This window comes from Streptomyces sp. NPDC025806 (genome assembly GCF_055558275.1).
In genome coordinates, this window is sequence record NZ_JBVHMU010000017.1 from 42237 (window position 1) to 58632 (window position 16396).

Below are 16396 nucleotides of genomic sequence, written 5' to 3' on the forward strand. Positions count from 1 at the left end.
CCGCGGCGAAGGGGTCCCTCCGGGCGGGGCGGGGGGGGGGGGGCCGGGGGGGCCCCCCCCCCCCCGGGGGGGGGGGGGGGGGGGGGGGGGGGGCGGGGGGGGCCCCCCCCTAGGGGGGGGGCCCCCACTCATATGTCGTGAGCGCTGCTTACAGCGCGGCCTTCTTCGAGCTGCCGAACGCCGCGATCGCGCCGACCGCCATGAAGACGTAGGTCAGGACGTCGGACTCGTGCTTCCACGCCTCGTTGATGATGTCGAAGTGGTCGAAGAGGGCCTCGAAGAAGCCGATGTTCGCGTAGTCCGCGAACGACATCGCGTACCCGGAGATCTGGCCGAGGTACACGGCGACCAGGGAGATCACGGCGCAGATGAAGGGCAGTGCCTGATTGCGGCCGCCGATCTTGCCCGCGGTGAATCCGACGACGGCGCCGACGGCCACCGCCGCGTAGCCGATCTCGTGCTCGGTGGCCTTCATGATCGCGCCGTAGATCCCGGCGAGCACGAGGGCGACGACCACGGCGGCGAGGATCGCCAGGCCGGCGTTGCCGCTGCGGGCGGCCGGCGGGGGCGGGAAGCCCATCGGGGCCTGGCCCTGCTGCTGGGGGAACGGGGCGTAGGGCTGGCCGGGGGCGGGCGGCTGCTGCTGCGGGTAGCCGTAGCCAGGCTGCTGCGGCTGCTGCTGGGCGTACGGGTTGTTGTCCTGTGGCGGTGGCGGCTGGGTCATGCGGTTCCCCCATGAGAGTGAAGGCTGGCACGGGTGTGCGCAGCGGGGCCGCACAGTAGCAGTCAGAGACGGTGGGCCGCCCCCGCCGGAGTGACGCCCCTGGTGTCCAGGAGGAGCTGGGCCTTCACCGCGAGGCCCTGGAGGTCGTACGTGCGGTGCGGCTGGAGCAGGATCGTCAGGTCGGCGTCGGCGGCGGCCTCGTAGAGGGAGTCGGCGCGGGGGACCGGTCGGGCCAGCACGTTCCAGGACGGGACGTACGGGTCGTGGTAGCTGACGGACGCGCCGAACTGCATGAGCCGGGTGGCGATCTCCTCGGCCGGGGTGGCCTGCTGGTCGGCGAGGTCGGGCTTGTAGGTGACGCCGAGGAGCAGGACGCGGGCGCCGCGGGCCGACTTGCCGTGCTCGTTGAGGAGGGTGGCGGCGCGCTGGACGACGTAGGTCGGCATGTGGTCGTTGACCTGGCGGGCCAGTTCGACCATGCGCAGCGGGCGGGTGGGCAGGTGAGGGGAGGTCAGGTCCTGGGGGAGGGCGTGGCCGCCGACGCCGGGGCCGGGGCGGAAGGCCTGGAAGCCGAAGGGCTTGGTCTCGGCGCAGCGGATGACGTCCCACAGGTCGACGCCGAGGTCGTGGCAGAGCACAGCCATCTCGTTGACCAGCGCGATGTTGACGTGCCGGTAGTTGGTCTCCAGGAGGTGGACGGTCTCGGCCTCGCGGGGGCCGCGGGCGCGCACGACCTTGTCGGTGAGGCGGCTGTAGAAGGCGGCGGCCGACTCGGTGCAGGCGGGGGTGAGGCCGCCGATCACCTTGGGCGTCGCGGTGTACGGGTGCGAGCGGCTGCCCGGGTCGACGCGGCCGGGGGCGTGCGCGAGGTGGAAGTCGCGGCCGGCGCGCAGCCCGGAGCCCTCTTCGAGGACGGGTCGGAGCAGGGTCTCCGTGGTGCCGGGCGGGACCGGCGACTCGACGACGACGGTGGTGTGCGGGCGCAGGTGCGCGGCGAGGGTGCGGGTCGCGTCGAGGACCTGGGTCAGGCTCGGGGTGCCGTCGGGGCCCGGTGGGGTCGGGGCGCAGATCACGGCGGTGCGGACTCGGGCCAGTTCGGCCGGGTTGGCGGTGGGGCGGAAGCCGGTGGCGAGCATGCGGCGGATGTCGGCGGCGGTCAGGGCCGTGCCGTCGCTGTCGCAGGGGAGCCGGCCGGCGGCCAGGTCGCGGGCGCGGACCTGGTCGTGGCCGACGGTCGCGATGCCGGCGGTGACGGCGGCCTGGGCGAGGGGCAGTCCGAGGTGGCCGAGGCCGATGACGGCGAGGTCTGCGGGCATGGCTGGTGCGTCCTTCCCGGGAGACGGACCGGCCTTTAGCCGGAGCGGGACGAGGGCGCAAGCCCTGTGGACAGGACGGGCGAGCGCACAGTCAGACTAGGAGTAAATATGACCGTTATGTGGCATTGCGCGATCATGGCCTGTCGCATGTCGCCGCACGGGGCGCGTGTGGGTGAGGCGCGGCCTGAAGCGGTCGGGGTTGTCCACAGGCGGCGGGACAGTGGTGGCCGGAATCGGGCAGCCGGGACAGAATCGGGAGCATGCCGCACCGGGGGTGACACCGGCCGGCCCGGGTACATCTGGCGGTGAAGGCGGCGGCCGACGACAGCGGGAGGCAGCAGCATGAAGGCAGCGGCACTGGGACCCGAGCAGCGCGCGGAGGCCCTCGCGGGCATGGCCGAGCGCGAGCTGGACATTCTCGTCGTGGGCGCCGGGGTGGTCGGCGCGGGCACCGCGCTCGACGCGGTCACCCGCGGACTGTCCACCGGGCTCGTCGAGGCGCGCGACTGGGCGTCCGGCACGTCCAGCCGCTCCAGCAAGCTGATCCACGGCGGACTCAGGTATCTGGAGATGCTGGACTTCGCGCTCGTGCGGGAGGCGCTGAAGGAGCGCGGACTCCTGCTCGAACGGCTCGCGCCGCACCTCGTCAAGCCCGTGCCGTTCCTGTACCCGCTCCAGCACAAGGGTTGGGAGCGGCTCTACGCGGGCTCCGGCGTCGCGCTCTACGACGCCATGTCCATGGCCCGCGGGCACGGGCGCGGCCTGCCCATGCACCGGCACCTCAGCCGCAAGCACGCGCTGCGGGTGGCGCCCTGCCTCAAGAAGGACGCGCTCGTGGGCGCGCTCCAGTACTACGACGCCCAGATGGACGACGCCCGCTACGTCGCCACGCTGGTGCGCACCGCCGCCATGTACGGCGCCAAGGTCGCCAACCGGGCCCGGGTCACCGGGTTCCTGCGGGAGGGCGAGCGGGTCGTCGGGGCGCGGGTGCGGGACGGGGAGGGCGGCGGCGAGTACGAGATCCGGGCCCGGCAGGTGGTCAACGCGACGGGCGTGTGGACCGACGACACGCAGGCGATGGTCGGCGAGCGCGGCCAGTTCCACGTGCGCGCCTCCAAGGGCATCCACCTCGTCGTCCCCAAGGACCGCATCAACTCGACGACGGGACTCATTCTCCGTACGGAGAAAAGCGTGCTGTTCGTCATTCCGTGGGGGCGGCACTGGATCATCGGCACGACCGACACGGACTGGGACCTCGACAAGGCGCACCCGGCGGCTTCGAGCGCCGACATCGACTATCTGCTGGAGCACGTGAACTCGGTGCTCGGGGTGCCGCTCACGCGGGACGACGTCGAAGGGGTCTACGCGGGCCTGCGACCCCTGCTCGCGGGGGAGTCCGATGCCACGAGCAAGCTGTCGCGCGAGCACACCGTCGCGCACCCGGTGCCCGGGCTCGTCGTCGTGGCGGGCGGCAAGTACACGACGTACCGGGTCATGGCGAAGGACGCCGTCGACGAGGCGGTGCACGCGCTCGACCAGCGCGTCGCGGAGTGCGTGACGGAGGACGTGCCGCTGGCCGGGGCGGAGGGGTACCGGGCGTTGTGGAACGCGCGGGCGCGGATCGCCGCGCAGACCGGGCTGCACGTCGTGCGGGTCGAGCATCTGCTCAACCGGTACGGGGCGCTGGCCGAGGAGGTGCTCGCGCTCATCGGCGAGGACCCCGGGCTCGGGGCGCCGCTCGGTGGTGCCGAGGACTATCTGCGGGCCGAGGTCGTGTACGCGGCCTCGCACGAGGGGGCGCGGCACCTCGACGACGTCCTGACCCGGCGTACGCGCATCTCCATCGAGACGTTCGACCGGGGGACCCGGTGTGCGCGGGAGGCGGCGGAGCTCATGGCGCCGGTGCTCGGCTGGGACAAGGGCCAGGTCGAGCGGGAGGTCGAGCACTACGAGAAGCGGGTCGAGGCCGAGCGGGAGTCCCAGCTCCAGCCGGACGACCTGACGGCGGACGCGGCCCGCCTGGGGGCACCGGACATCGCGGCGCCTTAGTCCCTCTCGGCGCGCTCGGCCACGATGGCGGGGTGGCCTGGGGCGGTGCGCTGAGTCTTTCGCCTGCGGGTGCGTGGGGGCTGGTCGCGCAGTTCCCCGCGCCCCTGAAATGCAGCCGCTTCGCGCCGCATTTCCCCGATCAAGGCGCGGGGCACCTTTTCTCGGGGGAAGGCGCGGCGAAGCCGCAGCCTTCCAGGGGCGCGGGGAACTGCGCGAGCAACCACGATGGCGGGATGGCCGGCGGAGATGCTCGGCGCCTACGGCGAGGGCCCGTGGCGCAGACCGGCCGACGGGTCTTCTGGGGCGCCGGGTGGGTGGCGCCCCGTCAGGGGCGCGGGGAACTGCGCGAGCAACCACGACGGCGCGGCAGCCGGCCGAGATGCTTGGCGCCACGGCGAGAGTCCGTGGCGCGGGACGCCCAAAGGCTGGGGCGGCCGGATCAGGGGGGCGGGAACTCGCCAGCGTAATAGCCGAGTTCAAGCGTGCCCGCGCCTCAAGACGGGTCTTGCCACCCGTTGCGCGGAGCGGAAGAGTGGGGCCCGGTGCGGAGGCGGAACGTGGCGGACCGCTCTTCATCGGGCGCAACCGGACGTTCCTGACAGCCGCGTGCCGGGGGCCACCCTGGGCGCCGGACGGTCCCCGGGTGAGGGACAATGAAGGCTCTGTCAGGGCGGGTTGCAGAGGGGACGCAGTGTCGGAGGCGGAGCGGGCGGGCGAGGCCCGTCAGGACAACAGCACGCGTCGGGACTCTCAGGACGCCCGGCCCCCCAAGGATGCCCCGGCCCCCGAGGACGCCAAGGCGCCCCAGGACGCCGATCCCGGCCAGGACGCCAAGGCGGCTGAGGACGCCAAGGCCGGCCAGGACATGGACGCGGCGCAGGACTCAGAGGCGGTCCAGGACCCCAAGGCCGGTCAGGACTCCAAGGCCGGTCAGGACTCCAAGGCTGCCCAGGACTCCAAGCCCGGCCGCGACTCCAAGGGCGGTCAGGCCGGCAAGGCCAAGGATCCCCGGCGGGTGGACGACACGCCGTCCAAGGTCGAAGGGCGGCTGCTCTCCGGGAGGTACCGGCTCGGCGAGGTGCTCGGCCGGGGCGGCATGGGCACCGTGTGGCGCGCGAAGGACGAGACCCTCGGCCGTACCGTCGCCGTCAAGGAACTGCGCTTCCCGTCCGCGATCGACGAGGAGGAGAAGCGCCGCCTGATCACCCGGACCCTGCGCGAGGCCAAGGCCATCGCCCGGATCCGGAACAACGGCGCGGTGACGGTCTTCGACGTCGTCGACGAGGACGACCGCCCCTGGATCGTCATGGAGCTCATCGAGGGCAAGTCCCTCGCCGAGGCCGTCCGCGAGGACGGCCTGCTCGAACCGCGCCGCGCCGCGGAGGTCGGCCTCGCCATCCTCGACGTGCTGCGCGCCGCGCACCGCGAGGGCATCCTGCACCGCGACGTGAAGCCGTCCAACGTGCTGATCGCCGAGGACGGCCGCGTCGTCCTCACCGACTTCGGCATCGCCCAGGTGGAGGGCGACCCGTCCATCACCTCCACCGGCATGCTCGTCGGCGCCCCCTCCTACATCTCGCCCGAGCGCGCCCGCGGCCACAAGCCCGGCCCCGCCGCCGACCTGTGGTCCCTCGGCGGCCTGCTCTACGCGTCCGTCGAGGGCATCCCCCCGTACGACAAGGGGTCGGCGATCGCGACGCTGACCGCCGTGATGACCGAGCCGGTCGACCCGCCGCAGAACGCGGGACCGCTGGAGCCGGTCATCTACGGGCTGCTCGCCAAGGACCCGGACCAGCGACTCGACGACGCCGGCGCCCGCGCGCTGCTCAACGAGGTGCTGCACGCCCCGGAGCCGAAGCCCGCCCCGGAGCCGGAGCCGGCCGACGCCACCAAGGTCGTACCGCTGCCGCCCGTGCCCCCGTCGCTGAAGAAGCGTCCCGCCAAGGCGGGTTCGGCCGCAGCCGCCGCCGCGGCGGCCGGGGTCGCCGCCAAGGGCGAGGAGGCCGCCGAACGGCTGCGCGGCGCGCTGAAGTCGGTCCGTAACGCCGCCGCCGCGTCCCGTGCCAAGGACGGCGCGGCGACCACGACCGTCACGGGTGGCCCGGAGCAGCCCGTGACGCCGCCGCGGACCCCCGCGAAGGCGTCGATCACCGACGTCGTGCCGCGCCGCACCCTGGTGATCGCGGCGGTCGTCGCGGCCGTCCTCGTGCTCGGCAGCATCCTGGCCCTGTCCCTCAGAGGCGGCGACGACCCCGGCACCAAGGGCGGCGGCACGGCCGCCTCCGCCGGTGCCACCGGCGGCGACGACGCCAAGGGACAGGACTCGGGCAAGGGCACGGGCGACAAGGGCAAGGGCGCCGACGACCACGCCCAGGGCTCCGGCGACAGCACCGCAGAGCCGAGCGGAAAGCCCGACGACGACGCCTCCGGTGACAGCGGCTCCGGCCAGGGCGCCTCGCCCGGCAGCGACACCGACGGCTCCAACGGCAGCACCGCCGAACAGATCTACCGGCACCCGCAGGGCTTCTCCATCGGCCTGCCCAAGGGCTGGTCGTACGCGTCGACGAGCGCGGCCGGCGCCCGCTTCAACGGCCCGAAGGGGCAGAAGCTGCTCGTCGGCTGGACCAGCACCCCCAAGGACGACCCGGTCAGCGACTGGCGCAACCAGGAGAACTACATGCGCCGTTCCCAGTACGACCGGATAAAGATAGGGGCCGTCGAGTACCGCGGCTGGAACACGGCGGACTGGGAGTTCACCTACGTCGACGGCGGCACCAAGTACCGCACGATCGACCGCGGTTTCGTGGTGAACGGCTCGCAGGGCTACGCGCTGATGTACACCGCGAAGGACGCCGACTGGGACAGCGCGCTGCGCAAGTCCACGTGGCGGACGTTCACACAGACGTTCAAGCCCAAGTCCTGAGCCGGGGACCCGTTCTGCACGTATCGTGAGTGCTTGCGGACCGTGTGCGAACGGATGTGACGCCCGGTGACCACCGGGCGAGGCAGGGGGCGTTGTGGAGGAGTACGCGGGGCGAGTGCTCGCCGACCGTTACCGCCTGCCCCTGCGCGCCTTCGACGACGACGGGTACGGCGACGCCGCGGCGTACGCGCCGCACGACGCGACCCGCGCCTTCGACACGTACAGCGGGCAGGAGGTGCTCGTCCGGCAGGTGCCGCTGCCGGAGGTCGTCGAGGCGGAGGTGCTCGACGCGGACGGGCTGCCGGACGGGTTCCGGCCCGGGGCGCCGGTCCGGGTGTCCGCCGAGCCGTCCGTGGCCCGGGCCATCGAGGCGGCGCAGGCCGCCGCGCAGATCCCCGACCACCCGCGGCTCGACCAGGTCTTCGACGTGTTCGCCGAGGGCGGTTCGCTGTGGATCGTCAGCGAGGCCGTCGCCGCCCGGCCGCTCGCGGCGCTGCTCGACGCGGGGCCGCTGAGCCCGTACCGGGCCGCCGAGGTCGCCTCCGACGTGCTCACCGCGCTGCGGGCGCTGCACGCGCACGGCTGGGTCCACCGGAACGTGACGGCGCGGACCGTGATGATCTGCGACGACGGACGCGTGCTGCTCACCGGGCTGGCCGCCGGGGCGGCGGAGGAGGCCTTGTGCGGGTACGATCCGCGGCCCGAAGTCGAGGCGGAGCCTGAGGAGTCGGAGCCTGAGGAGCCGGAGCCTGTTGTGCCGTCGGCTCAGCCTGAGGCGGGGGACTACCGGGCTGCGCGGGCCGGGGCGATCGCGGCGTACCGGGCCGGGGCGAGGGCCGCCGGTGCCTCCGGTGGGCGGGTGGACGATCCGTACGGGGTGCGGAAGTCGGCGCCGGTCCCTGTGCAGCCTGCTCGGTGGGACGAGCTGATACCCCGCGACGGTGGCACCGACTCGGGGCCCCGCCCCGGACCCCGCTCCTCAAACGCCGGAGGGGCTGTCAATGCCGAGCGCGCCCGCCAGGTCCGGATGACCGTCGTCGGTCCCGTCACCGAGCGCTGGGCCCCCGAGCAGGCCCATCCCGTGCAGGAGAGCTGGCAGTTGGCCGCCCCCGTCGGGCCCGCCACCGACCTGTGGGCGCTCGGCGCCCTCCTGTTCCGCGCCGTGCAGGGGCATGCCCCGTATCCGGAGGAGTCGACGCCCGAGCTGGTGCAGATGGTGTGCGCCGAGCCGCCCGCGTTCGCCGAGGAGTGCGGGCCGCTGCGACCGGTCGTCGAGTCGCTGCTGCGCCAGGACCCCACCGAGCGGCTCGACATCGAGGAACTGCGCGGCTGGCTGCGGTCGTTGGTGCGCTCCGCGCCGGAGCCGGAGGCCGGGACGAACGTCGTGCCCGCGCCCGCCTTCGACGCCGCCCGGCTCCCCGTCGTCCGCCGCAGGGGCGAACTCGTCCGCAGACGGCGCCGGTCCAAGGCCGCCGCCGGGCACCCGCACGCCCGGCACAAGCGCGCCCCGCGCGAGCGCGAGCCCGAGCCGCCCCGCCGGGCCCCGCAGCCCCGGCAGGGCGGCGGCGAGCGGCGGCCCGCCTCGCTGGGGCGCTGGCTGCTCGTGCTGATCCTGCTGGGCCTGGTCGGCGCCGTCGCGTACGCGATGGTGTTCCTGCCCGAGGCCGGCTCCAGCGCGGGCGCGCCGCGCGAGCAGGCGGGTGTGGTCGGCGGCGCCCCCGACAAGAACGGGGACACCGACCCGAAGGCCGATCCGTCCGGGCCCGCCAAGACGCCCAAGGGCAAGTCGCCGAAGGACAAGTCGCCGTCGAAGAAGGGGACGTCCGCCCCGTCGAGCACCGAGCCGCAGTCGGACGTCGCGGCCGGATTCAGCCTGCGCAAGGACCCCGAGGGCTTCCGGGTCGCGGTGGCCGAGGGCTGGCAGCGCCAGGCGAAGAACGGCCGGGGCCAGATCCTCTACACGCACGGGAACTTCGCGCTGCTCGTCGTCCCCGGCCGCGACAGCACCGCCACGTACGGCCGCGACCCGATGAAGTACCAGCGCGAGGACGAGCGGGAGCTCCAGCCGTTCCGCGACTCCACCTGGGCCACGTCCAGCGGCATGAAGACCATCGAGGTCGGCGGACGGACCATGGCCGAGGGGCAGTTCACCTGGCAGGAGTCCGGCGGCGAGGTGTTCGTGCGCAACGTGGCGATGGTGATCGGCGGCAGGTTCCACATCGTGCAGGTGCGCGGCCCGGAGGCCGAGCGCGACGAGGTGTCCCGGCTGTTCGAGCAGGCGTCCGCCACCTACCGGTACGGCGGTTGAGGCCGGTTCGCCGCGAGGTGGCCGGATCCTTTCCTGCGTCACAGTGACGTATCCATGGCACCCCGGCTGTTCCTCGGGGGCCGCCCGCTCCCTAGTGTGACCCTGTCAAGACCATTGCGGGGGAACGTGAATCAGATGCAGGGCGAGCTCCTCGCCGGGCGCTACCGGCTCGGCGAATCGATCGGGCGCGGCGGCATGGGACGCGTGTGGCGCGCGCACGACGAGGTGCTGCATCGCGTCGTCGCCGTCAAGGAGCTGACCGCCGCCACGTACGTGTCCGAGGCCGACCGGGCCGTGCTGCTGACGCGGACCCAGACCGAGGCGCGGGCCGCGGCCCGGATCAACCATCCGGCCGTCGTCACCGTCCACGACGTCCTGGAGCACGACGACCGGCCGTGGATCGTCATGGAGCTGGTCGAGGGTCCCTCGCTCGCCGACGCCGTCAAGGAGCACGGCCGTATCGTCCCCGCCGAGGCGGCGCGGATCGGCCTGTGGACGCTGCGGGCGCTGCGCGCCGCGCACACCGCGGGCGTCCTGCACCGCGACGTGAAGCCGGGCAACGTGCTGCTCGCGCGCGACGGCCGGGTCAAGCTCACCGACTTCGGCATCGCCCAGGTCGAGGGCGACTCGACCATCACGCGGACCGGCGAGATCGTCGGCTCCGTCGACTACCTGGCGCCCGAGCGGGTCAGCGGCGCCGAGCCGGGCCCCGCCTCCGACCTGTGGGCGCTCGGCGCGACGCTCTACACGGCCGTCGAGGGCCGCTCCCCGTTCCGCCGGACCTCCCCGCTGAGCACCATGCAGGCCGTCATCGAGGAGGAGCCCGAGATCCCCGCGCACGCCGGGGCGATCGGGCCGGTGATCAGCGCGCTGCTCCGCAAGGACCCGGCCGCGCGCCCGGACGCCGACACGACCGAGGCGATGCTCGCGGAGGCCGCCGAGGGCCGCAGGCCGACCGCGGCGCAGGCCTACGTACCGACCCAGGTGCACCGCACGGGCCAGACCCGCGTCCAGCACCAGCCCCCGCCCGCGCCGCCGGGCGGCACCGCCGTCCTGGCCCCCCAGCCGGCCCCGCAGCCCGCTCCGTCCCCCGCGCCCCGTCGGCGCCGGTTGCCGAGGGTGCTGGCCGTGGTGGTCGCCGCGCTGCTCATCGGCGGCGGTGGCGCGTATGGGGGGATGTACTACCTGGAGCACCGTGACGACGGCTCCACATCCCGGCAGAACGAGGGCGGGAGCACGGGCGGGAAGACCGGCGGCACCGGCGGGAGCAGCCCGTCGAAGTCGGCCGAGCCCGCGTCCGGCGCGATACCCGAGGACTGGGAACGGGTCCATGACGTCGAGGGTTTCAGCCTGATGCTGCCGCCCGGCTGGACCCGCCAGCAGGACGGCACCCAGATCGACTACACGCCGGACGGCGGGCAGCGCTTCGTCCGGATCGCCGTCGACAAGAACTCCCAGTGGCCGGACTCGTACCAGCACCAGCTGGACCTGGAGAAGGGCGTGCGCCCCAAACTGCCGCAGTACCAGCGGGTGACGCTGCAGTCGAACATGTACCGGGACCGGCCGGGATCCCTCTGGGAGTTCACCTGGACCGCGGGGGACAAGGACACGACGTCCGGCCCCCGGCACGCGATCGAGCAGACGTACCGGACCGCGGACGGCGTCGAGTACGCCATCTACCTGTCGGTGCCCGAGGAGAACTGGGCCGAGGCGCGCACCCAGTTCGACGCGATCCTGCGGGGCTGGCAACCGGACGCGTAGGCCGTGTCTTCGCACGCGTGACCGGAACGGCACCCGTGCACGTCTGTGACGGTGCGGCATGATGGGACGCATGGGGACCGAGGGGGACAACGTCCGTGTCGTGGGCGGACGTTACCGGCTGGAGGCCAGGATCGGGCGCGGCGGCATGGGCGTCGTCTGGCAGGCCGACGACACGCTGCTCGGACGGCGGGTGGCCGTCAAGGAGCTCGCGCTCGACGAGACCCTCTCCGAGGCCGAGGCGGCGCAGCAGCGCGAGCGCATGCTGCGCGAGGCCCGGGCGGTCGCCCAGCTGAGACACCCGCACGTGATCGTCGTGCACGACGTCGTGGTGCACGAGGGGCGCCCGTACATAGTGATGGAGCTGATCGAGGGCTGCTCGCTGGCCGACCGGATCGCCCGGGACGGACCGCTCGACGCCCCCGAGGCGGCCCGCGTCGGGCTCGCGCTGCTCGGGGCCCTGCGCGTCGCGCACGCCGCCGGCGTCCTGCACCGCGACCTCAAGCCCGCCAACGTCCTGCTCGAACCGGCGACCGGCCGCGTCGTCCTCACCGACTTCGGCATCGCCCAGGTCGAGGGCGCCACGACGCTCACCGAGACCGGCGGCTTCGTCGGCTCGCCCGAGTACACGGCGCCGGAGCGGATGGCGGGGGAGCGGGCCGGGGCCGGCGCCGACCTGTGGTCGCTCGGCGCGCTGCTGTGCACGGCGCTCAGCGGCGAGTCACCGTTCCGCCGCGACTCCCTCGGCGGCATCCTGCACGCGGTCGTCTACGAGGAGATCCGCCCGCCCGCGCAGGCCGCGCCGCTGCTCCCGGTGATCCGCGGCCTCCTGGAGCGCGAGCCCGCGCGGCGCATCGGCCTCGACGAGGCGGAGCTGCTGCTGCGCGCCTACGTGGACACGGGCGCGACCCCGCGCGCGGTGGGCCAGGGCCGCGCCGCGTACTCGCCGACCCGGCGCGACGTGCCGACGGTGACCGGGCGGCAGGAGGGGCGGCGCGGTCCGGCGCCGCGGTTCGTCCTGGTGGCGGCGGCGCTCGTCGCGGCGCTCGCCGGGGCCGGGATCGTGACGGGGCTGTATCTGGCGGGGGACCGGGAGGAGCCGGCGCCGCCCGGCGGTTCCACGGGCCCGGCGACGGGCGCGGGCAGCACGGCCTCGGCGGGCGTCTCGCCGAGCGCGGCGCCGACCGTCACGGTGACCGCGCGGCCGACCCGTACGCAGGGTCCGGGGCCGGCGGCCCCGGCCGGGTACCGGGTCGTGACGGACGAGAAGGGGTTCCGGCTCGCGGTGCCGAAGGGTTTCACGCGCTCCGTCGACGGGCCGCGGGTGTTCTACAAGTCGCCGGGCGGGACCTTCCGCATCGGCATCAAGGTGACGGAGCCGGTTCCGGCCGGCGGGCCCGGCGCTGTGCAGCGGCGGTCGGCCGCGGCGGGCCCGAAGAACAATCCGGGCTACCGCGAGGGCACGGTCACCGACACCACGCACCGGGGCGCCGCCGCCGCGCGGTGGGAGTTCTCCTGGGACGGCTTCAGCGCGGCCGAGGGCGCCCGGCACACCGTCGACCTGTGCTGGCAGCAGGCGGGCCGGCTGTACGACGTGTGGGTGTCGGGGCCGGTCGGGCGGCGGGCGGAGGCGCGCGGGCACTTCGACGTGGCCGTCGACACCTTCGTGCCTTCTGTCACGGATTGACCTGGTCCGCTGCTGCAGCGCGGTCACAATGCCATGACCTGAGTGGAACCGGGGCGCCCCCGCACGGTACTCATGGACGCATGAGTGACAACGGGGGAGCCGGATACGGCCCGAACGATCCCACCAGCTTCGGCCTCCAGCCGCCGCAGCAGCCGTACGCCGCCGCGCACCAGGGCAACCCCTACGGCGCGGGTGACGGGAACCCGTACGCGCAGCCCACCCAGGCCACCCCGTACCCGCACCAGCCCCCGCAGCCCCACCAGCCCCAGGCTCAGCAGCACCCGCAGTCCCAGCCCCAGCAGTCCCACCAGCCCCAGCCCCAGCAGGCGCCGCAGGCCCCGCAGCCCACGCAGGTCGTGCCGGACCAGGCCGACCCGGGTGCGGGCCGCCTCGTCGCGGGCCGCTACCGGCTGCTGAGCAAGCTCGGCCACGGCGGCATGGGCACCGTGTGGCGGGCCAAGGACGAGACGGTGGACCGCGAGGTCGCGGTCAAGGAGCCGCGCATCCCGGACCACCTGCCGGCGCAGGAGCGGGCCAACGCGTTCGAGCGCATGCGGCGCGAGGCGCGGGCCGCGGCCCGCCTCGACCACCCCGCGGTCGTGAACGTGCACGACGTCGCCGTCGAGGACGGTCAGCCGTGGATCGTCATGGAGTTCGTGCAGGGCCGTTCGCTCGGCGAGGCACTCAAGGAGGGCACGCTCGGCGCGCGCGACGCCGCCCGGATCGGCCTGGAGGTGCTCGGCGCCCTGGAGGCCGCGCACGCCGCCGGCATCCTGCACCGCGACGTGAAGCCGGACAACGTGATGCTCGGCCGCCACGACCGCGTGATCCTCACCGACTTCGGCATCGCCCAGATCGAGGGCGAGACCAACCTGACGGACACCGGCGGCTTCGTCGGCTCGCCCGAGTTCATCGCGCCCGAGCGCGTCCTCGGCCAGCGCCCCGGCCCGGCCTCGGACCTGTGGTCGCTCGGCGTCGTCCTCTACGCGGCGACCGAGGGCGTCTCCCCGTTCCGCCGCAACAACACCCCGGCCACCCTGCAGTCCGTCCTGAACGCGACCCCGGCCGCGCCCGCCTCGGCGCAGGGCCCGCTGGCCGAGGCGATCAACGGCCTGCTCCAGAAGGACCCGGCCCGTCGGCCGAACGCGGCGCAGGTCCGCGCCCTCCTGGAGCGCGCCGTGCAGCCGCCCGCCCCGCAGCCCACGCAGGTCGTCCAGATCGGCTCGTCGCAGGGCGGCCTGCGCCTCGGCCGCAAGGCGCTGCTCGGGATCGGCGCGGGCGTCGTCGTGGCCGCGGTCGCCGCGTACCTGGTCCTCGCGAAGCCGTTCGCGGGCCCGCTGCCGGACGACTGGAAGACGCACGACGAGGCGAAGCCGCTGGACGCGACCGTCGCGGTGCCCGCCGACTACATCCGGATCCCCGACGAGGACACGGTCGAGGTCACGTACAAGGACCCCAGCGGCGCGATCACCCTCCAGCTGGCGCGCTGGGACCACGTCAAGGACAAGACCGACATCGCGGGGACGGCCGACGCCGAGGCGTTCAAGGACTCCGACGACATCAAGAACAACTCGTTCAGCGGCGCCGGCGCGCTGATGTCGAGCGACACCAAGCCCACGAGCGAGACCGACTCCAACTTCGCGTACAAGGAGAAGGACGCCGCGCTCAACACGATCACGTACGGCGTCAGCGGCACCGCTCTCGACCTGGACAAGGACGTGCCGCGCGAGGCGCAGGCGTTCTACTACAAGACCTCGGCCGGGGACATGTACCGGCTGTGGATCGACTATCCGGGCAAGGGCGACTTCACCGAGCGCGGCCGGGAGGTCGCCAAGACCGCCATCGCCAACCTCGACCTCCACAAGCTCTGAGGTGGCCGCGCAGGGGGAACGGCTGATCGGAGGACGCTACCGGCTGGCCGAGCGCATCGGCTCCGGCGGCATGGGCACCGTGTGGCGCGCGGTCGACGAACGGGTCGGCCGCGACGTCGCCGTCAAGGAACCGCGACTGCCGGGCGATCCGGAGCGCGCCTACGCCCGGCTCCAGCGCGAGGCCCGCGCCGCGGCCCGGGTCGAGCACCCGTCGGCGGTCGCCGTGCACGACGTCGTCGTCGAGGACGGGCTGCCGTGGATCGTCATGGAGCTGGTGCGCGGCGAGTCCCTGCACGAGGTGCTCCAGCGCGGCCCGCTGCCGCCCGCGGAGGCGGCGCGGATCGGCCGGGACGTGCTGGGCGCGCTGCGTGCCGCGCACGCCGAGGGCATCGTGCACCGGGACGTGAAACCGGCGAACGTGCTGCTCGGCCCGCACGGCCGGGTCGTGCTCACCGACTTCGGCATCGCGCACGTGCAGGGCGAGGAGTCGCTCACGATGAGCGGCGAGTTCGTCGGCTCGCTGGAGTTCATCGCGCCCGAGCGGATGTCCGGCGACGGCGCGGGCCCGTCCAGTGACCTGTGGGCGCTGGGCGTGCTGCTGTACACGGCGGTGGAGGGCTGGTCCCCGTTCCGCCGTACGACGCTGGAGTCGACGCTCGCCGCGATCCTCTCCTTCGCCCCGCCGCCGGCCGAACGGGCCGGTGTGCTGGGCCCGTTGATCGACCGGCTGCTCGCCAAGGAACCGGCGGACCGGCCGGACGCGGCGACGGTCGCGGCGGGGCTCGCGGCCGCCGCCGACGGACGCCCGCTGCCCGAGCCCTTCGCCGGGCCCGTGGCCCAGGACCCGGCGGGGCTGCGGGAGTTGGGCGACGACGTCGGCACCGTACGCCTGAAGGCCCCGGCCGCCCCGGCGAAGAGCGCCCCGGCGAAGACCGCCCCCGAGACGCCCGCCCCGGAGAAGCCCGCGCCGAAGCGTCGCCGCCGCTCCCCGGTGGCGCTGATCGTCGCCGCGCTCGTGGGCGCCGTCCTGGTCGGCGGCGGTGTCTGGCTCGGCACCTCGCTCGGCACTTCGGGCGACGACGGCGCGCCCTTCTCCGAAGGCTCCGGCGGGGAGCTGCACGAGGCGTCCCTCATGCCGGAGGAGCCGCAGAACGCCACGACGCCCGGCAAGGTGAAGGGCTGGACCGCGCACAAGGAGAGCAGTGTCGGCGCCGTGATCTCCGTGCCGGACGCGCTCACCGACGTCTACCACGACCCGTCCGAGGACGGCGTCCAGTACACCGACCCCAGGAGCGACGTGACGCTGAGCCTGAAGCGCTGGGCGCCCGAGACCAGCGGCTCGACGGCGTACGCCTGGGCGGTCGGCGCCGCCGACGGGTACGCCACGAGCGGCAGCACCGACATCCGCAAGACGATCACGCGGACGAGCTTCCACGGCAAGGACGCCGCCCAGCTCGACATCACGTACCGCAGCGCCGCCGACAGCGGTCTCACGCGCGAGATGCGGCTCTACGTCGTCGACGACACGGGCCGCTACGACCTCGGGGTGAGCATGCCGAAGGGCGTGAAGACGTACGAGAAGCAGGGCACCGACACCTTCAAGGGGGCCCGGGACAGGCTCGAACTCGCAAAGAGTTGACCGGCCCGGTGCGGCCGGTGGCGGCACCGGCAAAGCCACTGATCAGCGGCTTTGCTGCCAGCGATCACTGGCGTGGTGTGTGGAGGGCGTGAAAGCCGATTACCGGTGGGTACACAAAGCG

9 protein-coding genes are annotated in these 16396 nt (G+C 73.9%); 7 read left to right on the top strand and 2 right to left on the bottom strand.

The annotated features are described in order from the left end of the window. Window positions 1–148: 148 nt before the first annotated feature. Window positions 149–724, bottom strand: coding sequence for a hypothetical protein (locus ACZ4E1_RS31400; protein WP_467545875.1), 576 nt, complete (start codon window positions 722–724; stop codon window positions 149–151). Window positions 725–786: 62 nt separating this feature from the next. Further along, entirely contained in the window at window positions 787–2040 is a 1254-nt protein-coding gene (locus ACZ4E1_RS31405; protein WP_467545877.1) for a nucleotide sugar dehydrogenase, read from the bottom strand. A gap of 342 nt (window positions 2041–2382) precedes the next feature. On the opposite strand from ACZ4E1_RS31405, the gene ACZ4E1_RS31410 reads away from it, so the two are divergent. The 7 genes from ACZ4E1_RS31410 (at window position 2383) to ACZ4E1_RS31440 (ending at window position 16275) form a co-directional block, all read left to right on the top strand. Further along, window positions 2383–4089 carry a glycerol-3-phosphate dehydrogenase/oxidase gene (locus tag ACZ4E1_RS31410; protein ID WP_467545879.1) on the top strand — a complete coding sequence of 569 codons (1707 nt, stop codon included), beginning with the start codon at window positions 2383–2385 and terminating at the stop codon, window positions 4087–4089. Window positions 4090–4780: 691 nt separating this feature from the next. Then, on the top strand, window positions 4781–7012 hold the full coding sequence (locus ACZ4E1_RS31415; protein WP_467545881.1) for a serine/threonine-protein kinase: 2232 nt from the start codon (window positions 4781–4783) through the stop codon (window positions 7010–7012). Between the two features lie 94 nt (window positions 7013–7106). Then, window positions 7107–9320, top strand: a complete 2214-nt coding sequence (locus tag ACZ4E1_RS31420; RefSeq protein ID WP_467545882.1) for a protein kinase — start codon at window positions 7107–7109, stop codon at window positions 9318–9320. 135 nt (window positions 9321–9455) lie between these two features. Further along, window positions 9456–11081 (top strand): serine/threonine-protein kinase, encoded by a 1626-nt coding sequence (locus tag ACZ4E1_RS31425; RefSeq protein ID WP_467546065.1) that lies wholly within the window; start codon window positions 9456–9458, stop codon window positions 11079–11081. Between the two features lie 70 nt (window positions 11082–11151). After that, on the top strand, window positions 11152–12765 hold the full coding sequence (locus tag ACZ4E1_RS31430) for a serine/threonine-protein kinase (RefSeq protein WP_467545884.1): 1614 nt from the start codon (window positions 11152–11154) through the stop codon (window positions 12763–12765). A gap of 80 nt (window positions 12766–12845) precedes the next feature. Beyond that, a complete protein-coding gene (locus ACZ4E1_RS31435; RefSeq protein ID WP_467545886.1) occupies window positions 12846–14636 on the top strand; it encodes a serine/threonine-protein kinase in 1791 nt (596 codons plus the stop codon). Window position 14637: 1 nt separating this feature from the next. Continuing rightward, on the top strand, window positions 14638–16275 hold the full coding sequence (locus ACZ4E1_RS31440; RefSeq protein ID WP_467545888.1) for a serine/threonine-protein kinase: 1638 nt from the start codon (window positions 14638–14640) through the stop codon (window positions 16273–16275). Window positions 16276–16396: the final 121 nt, after the last annotated feature.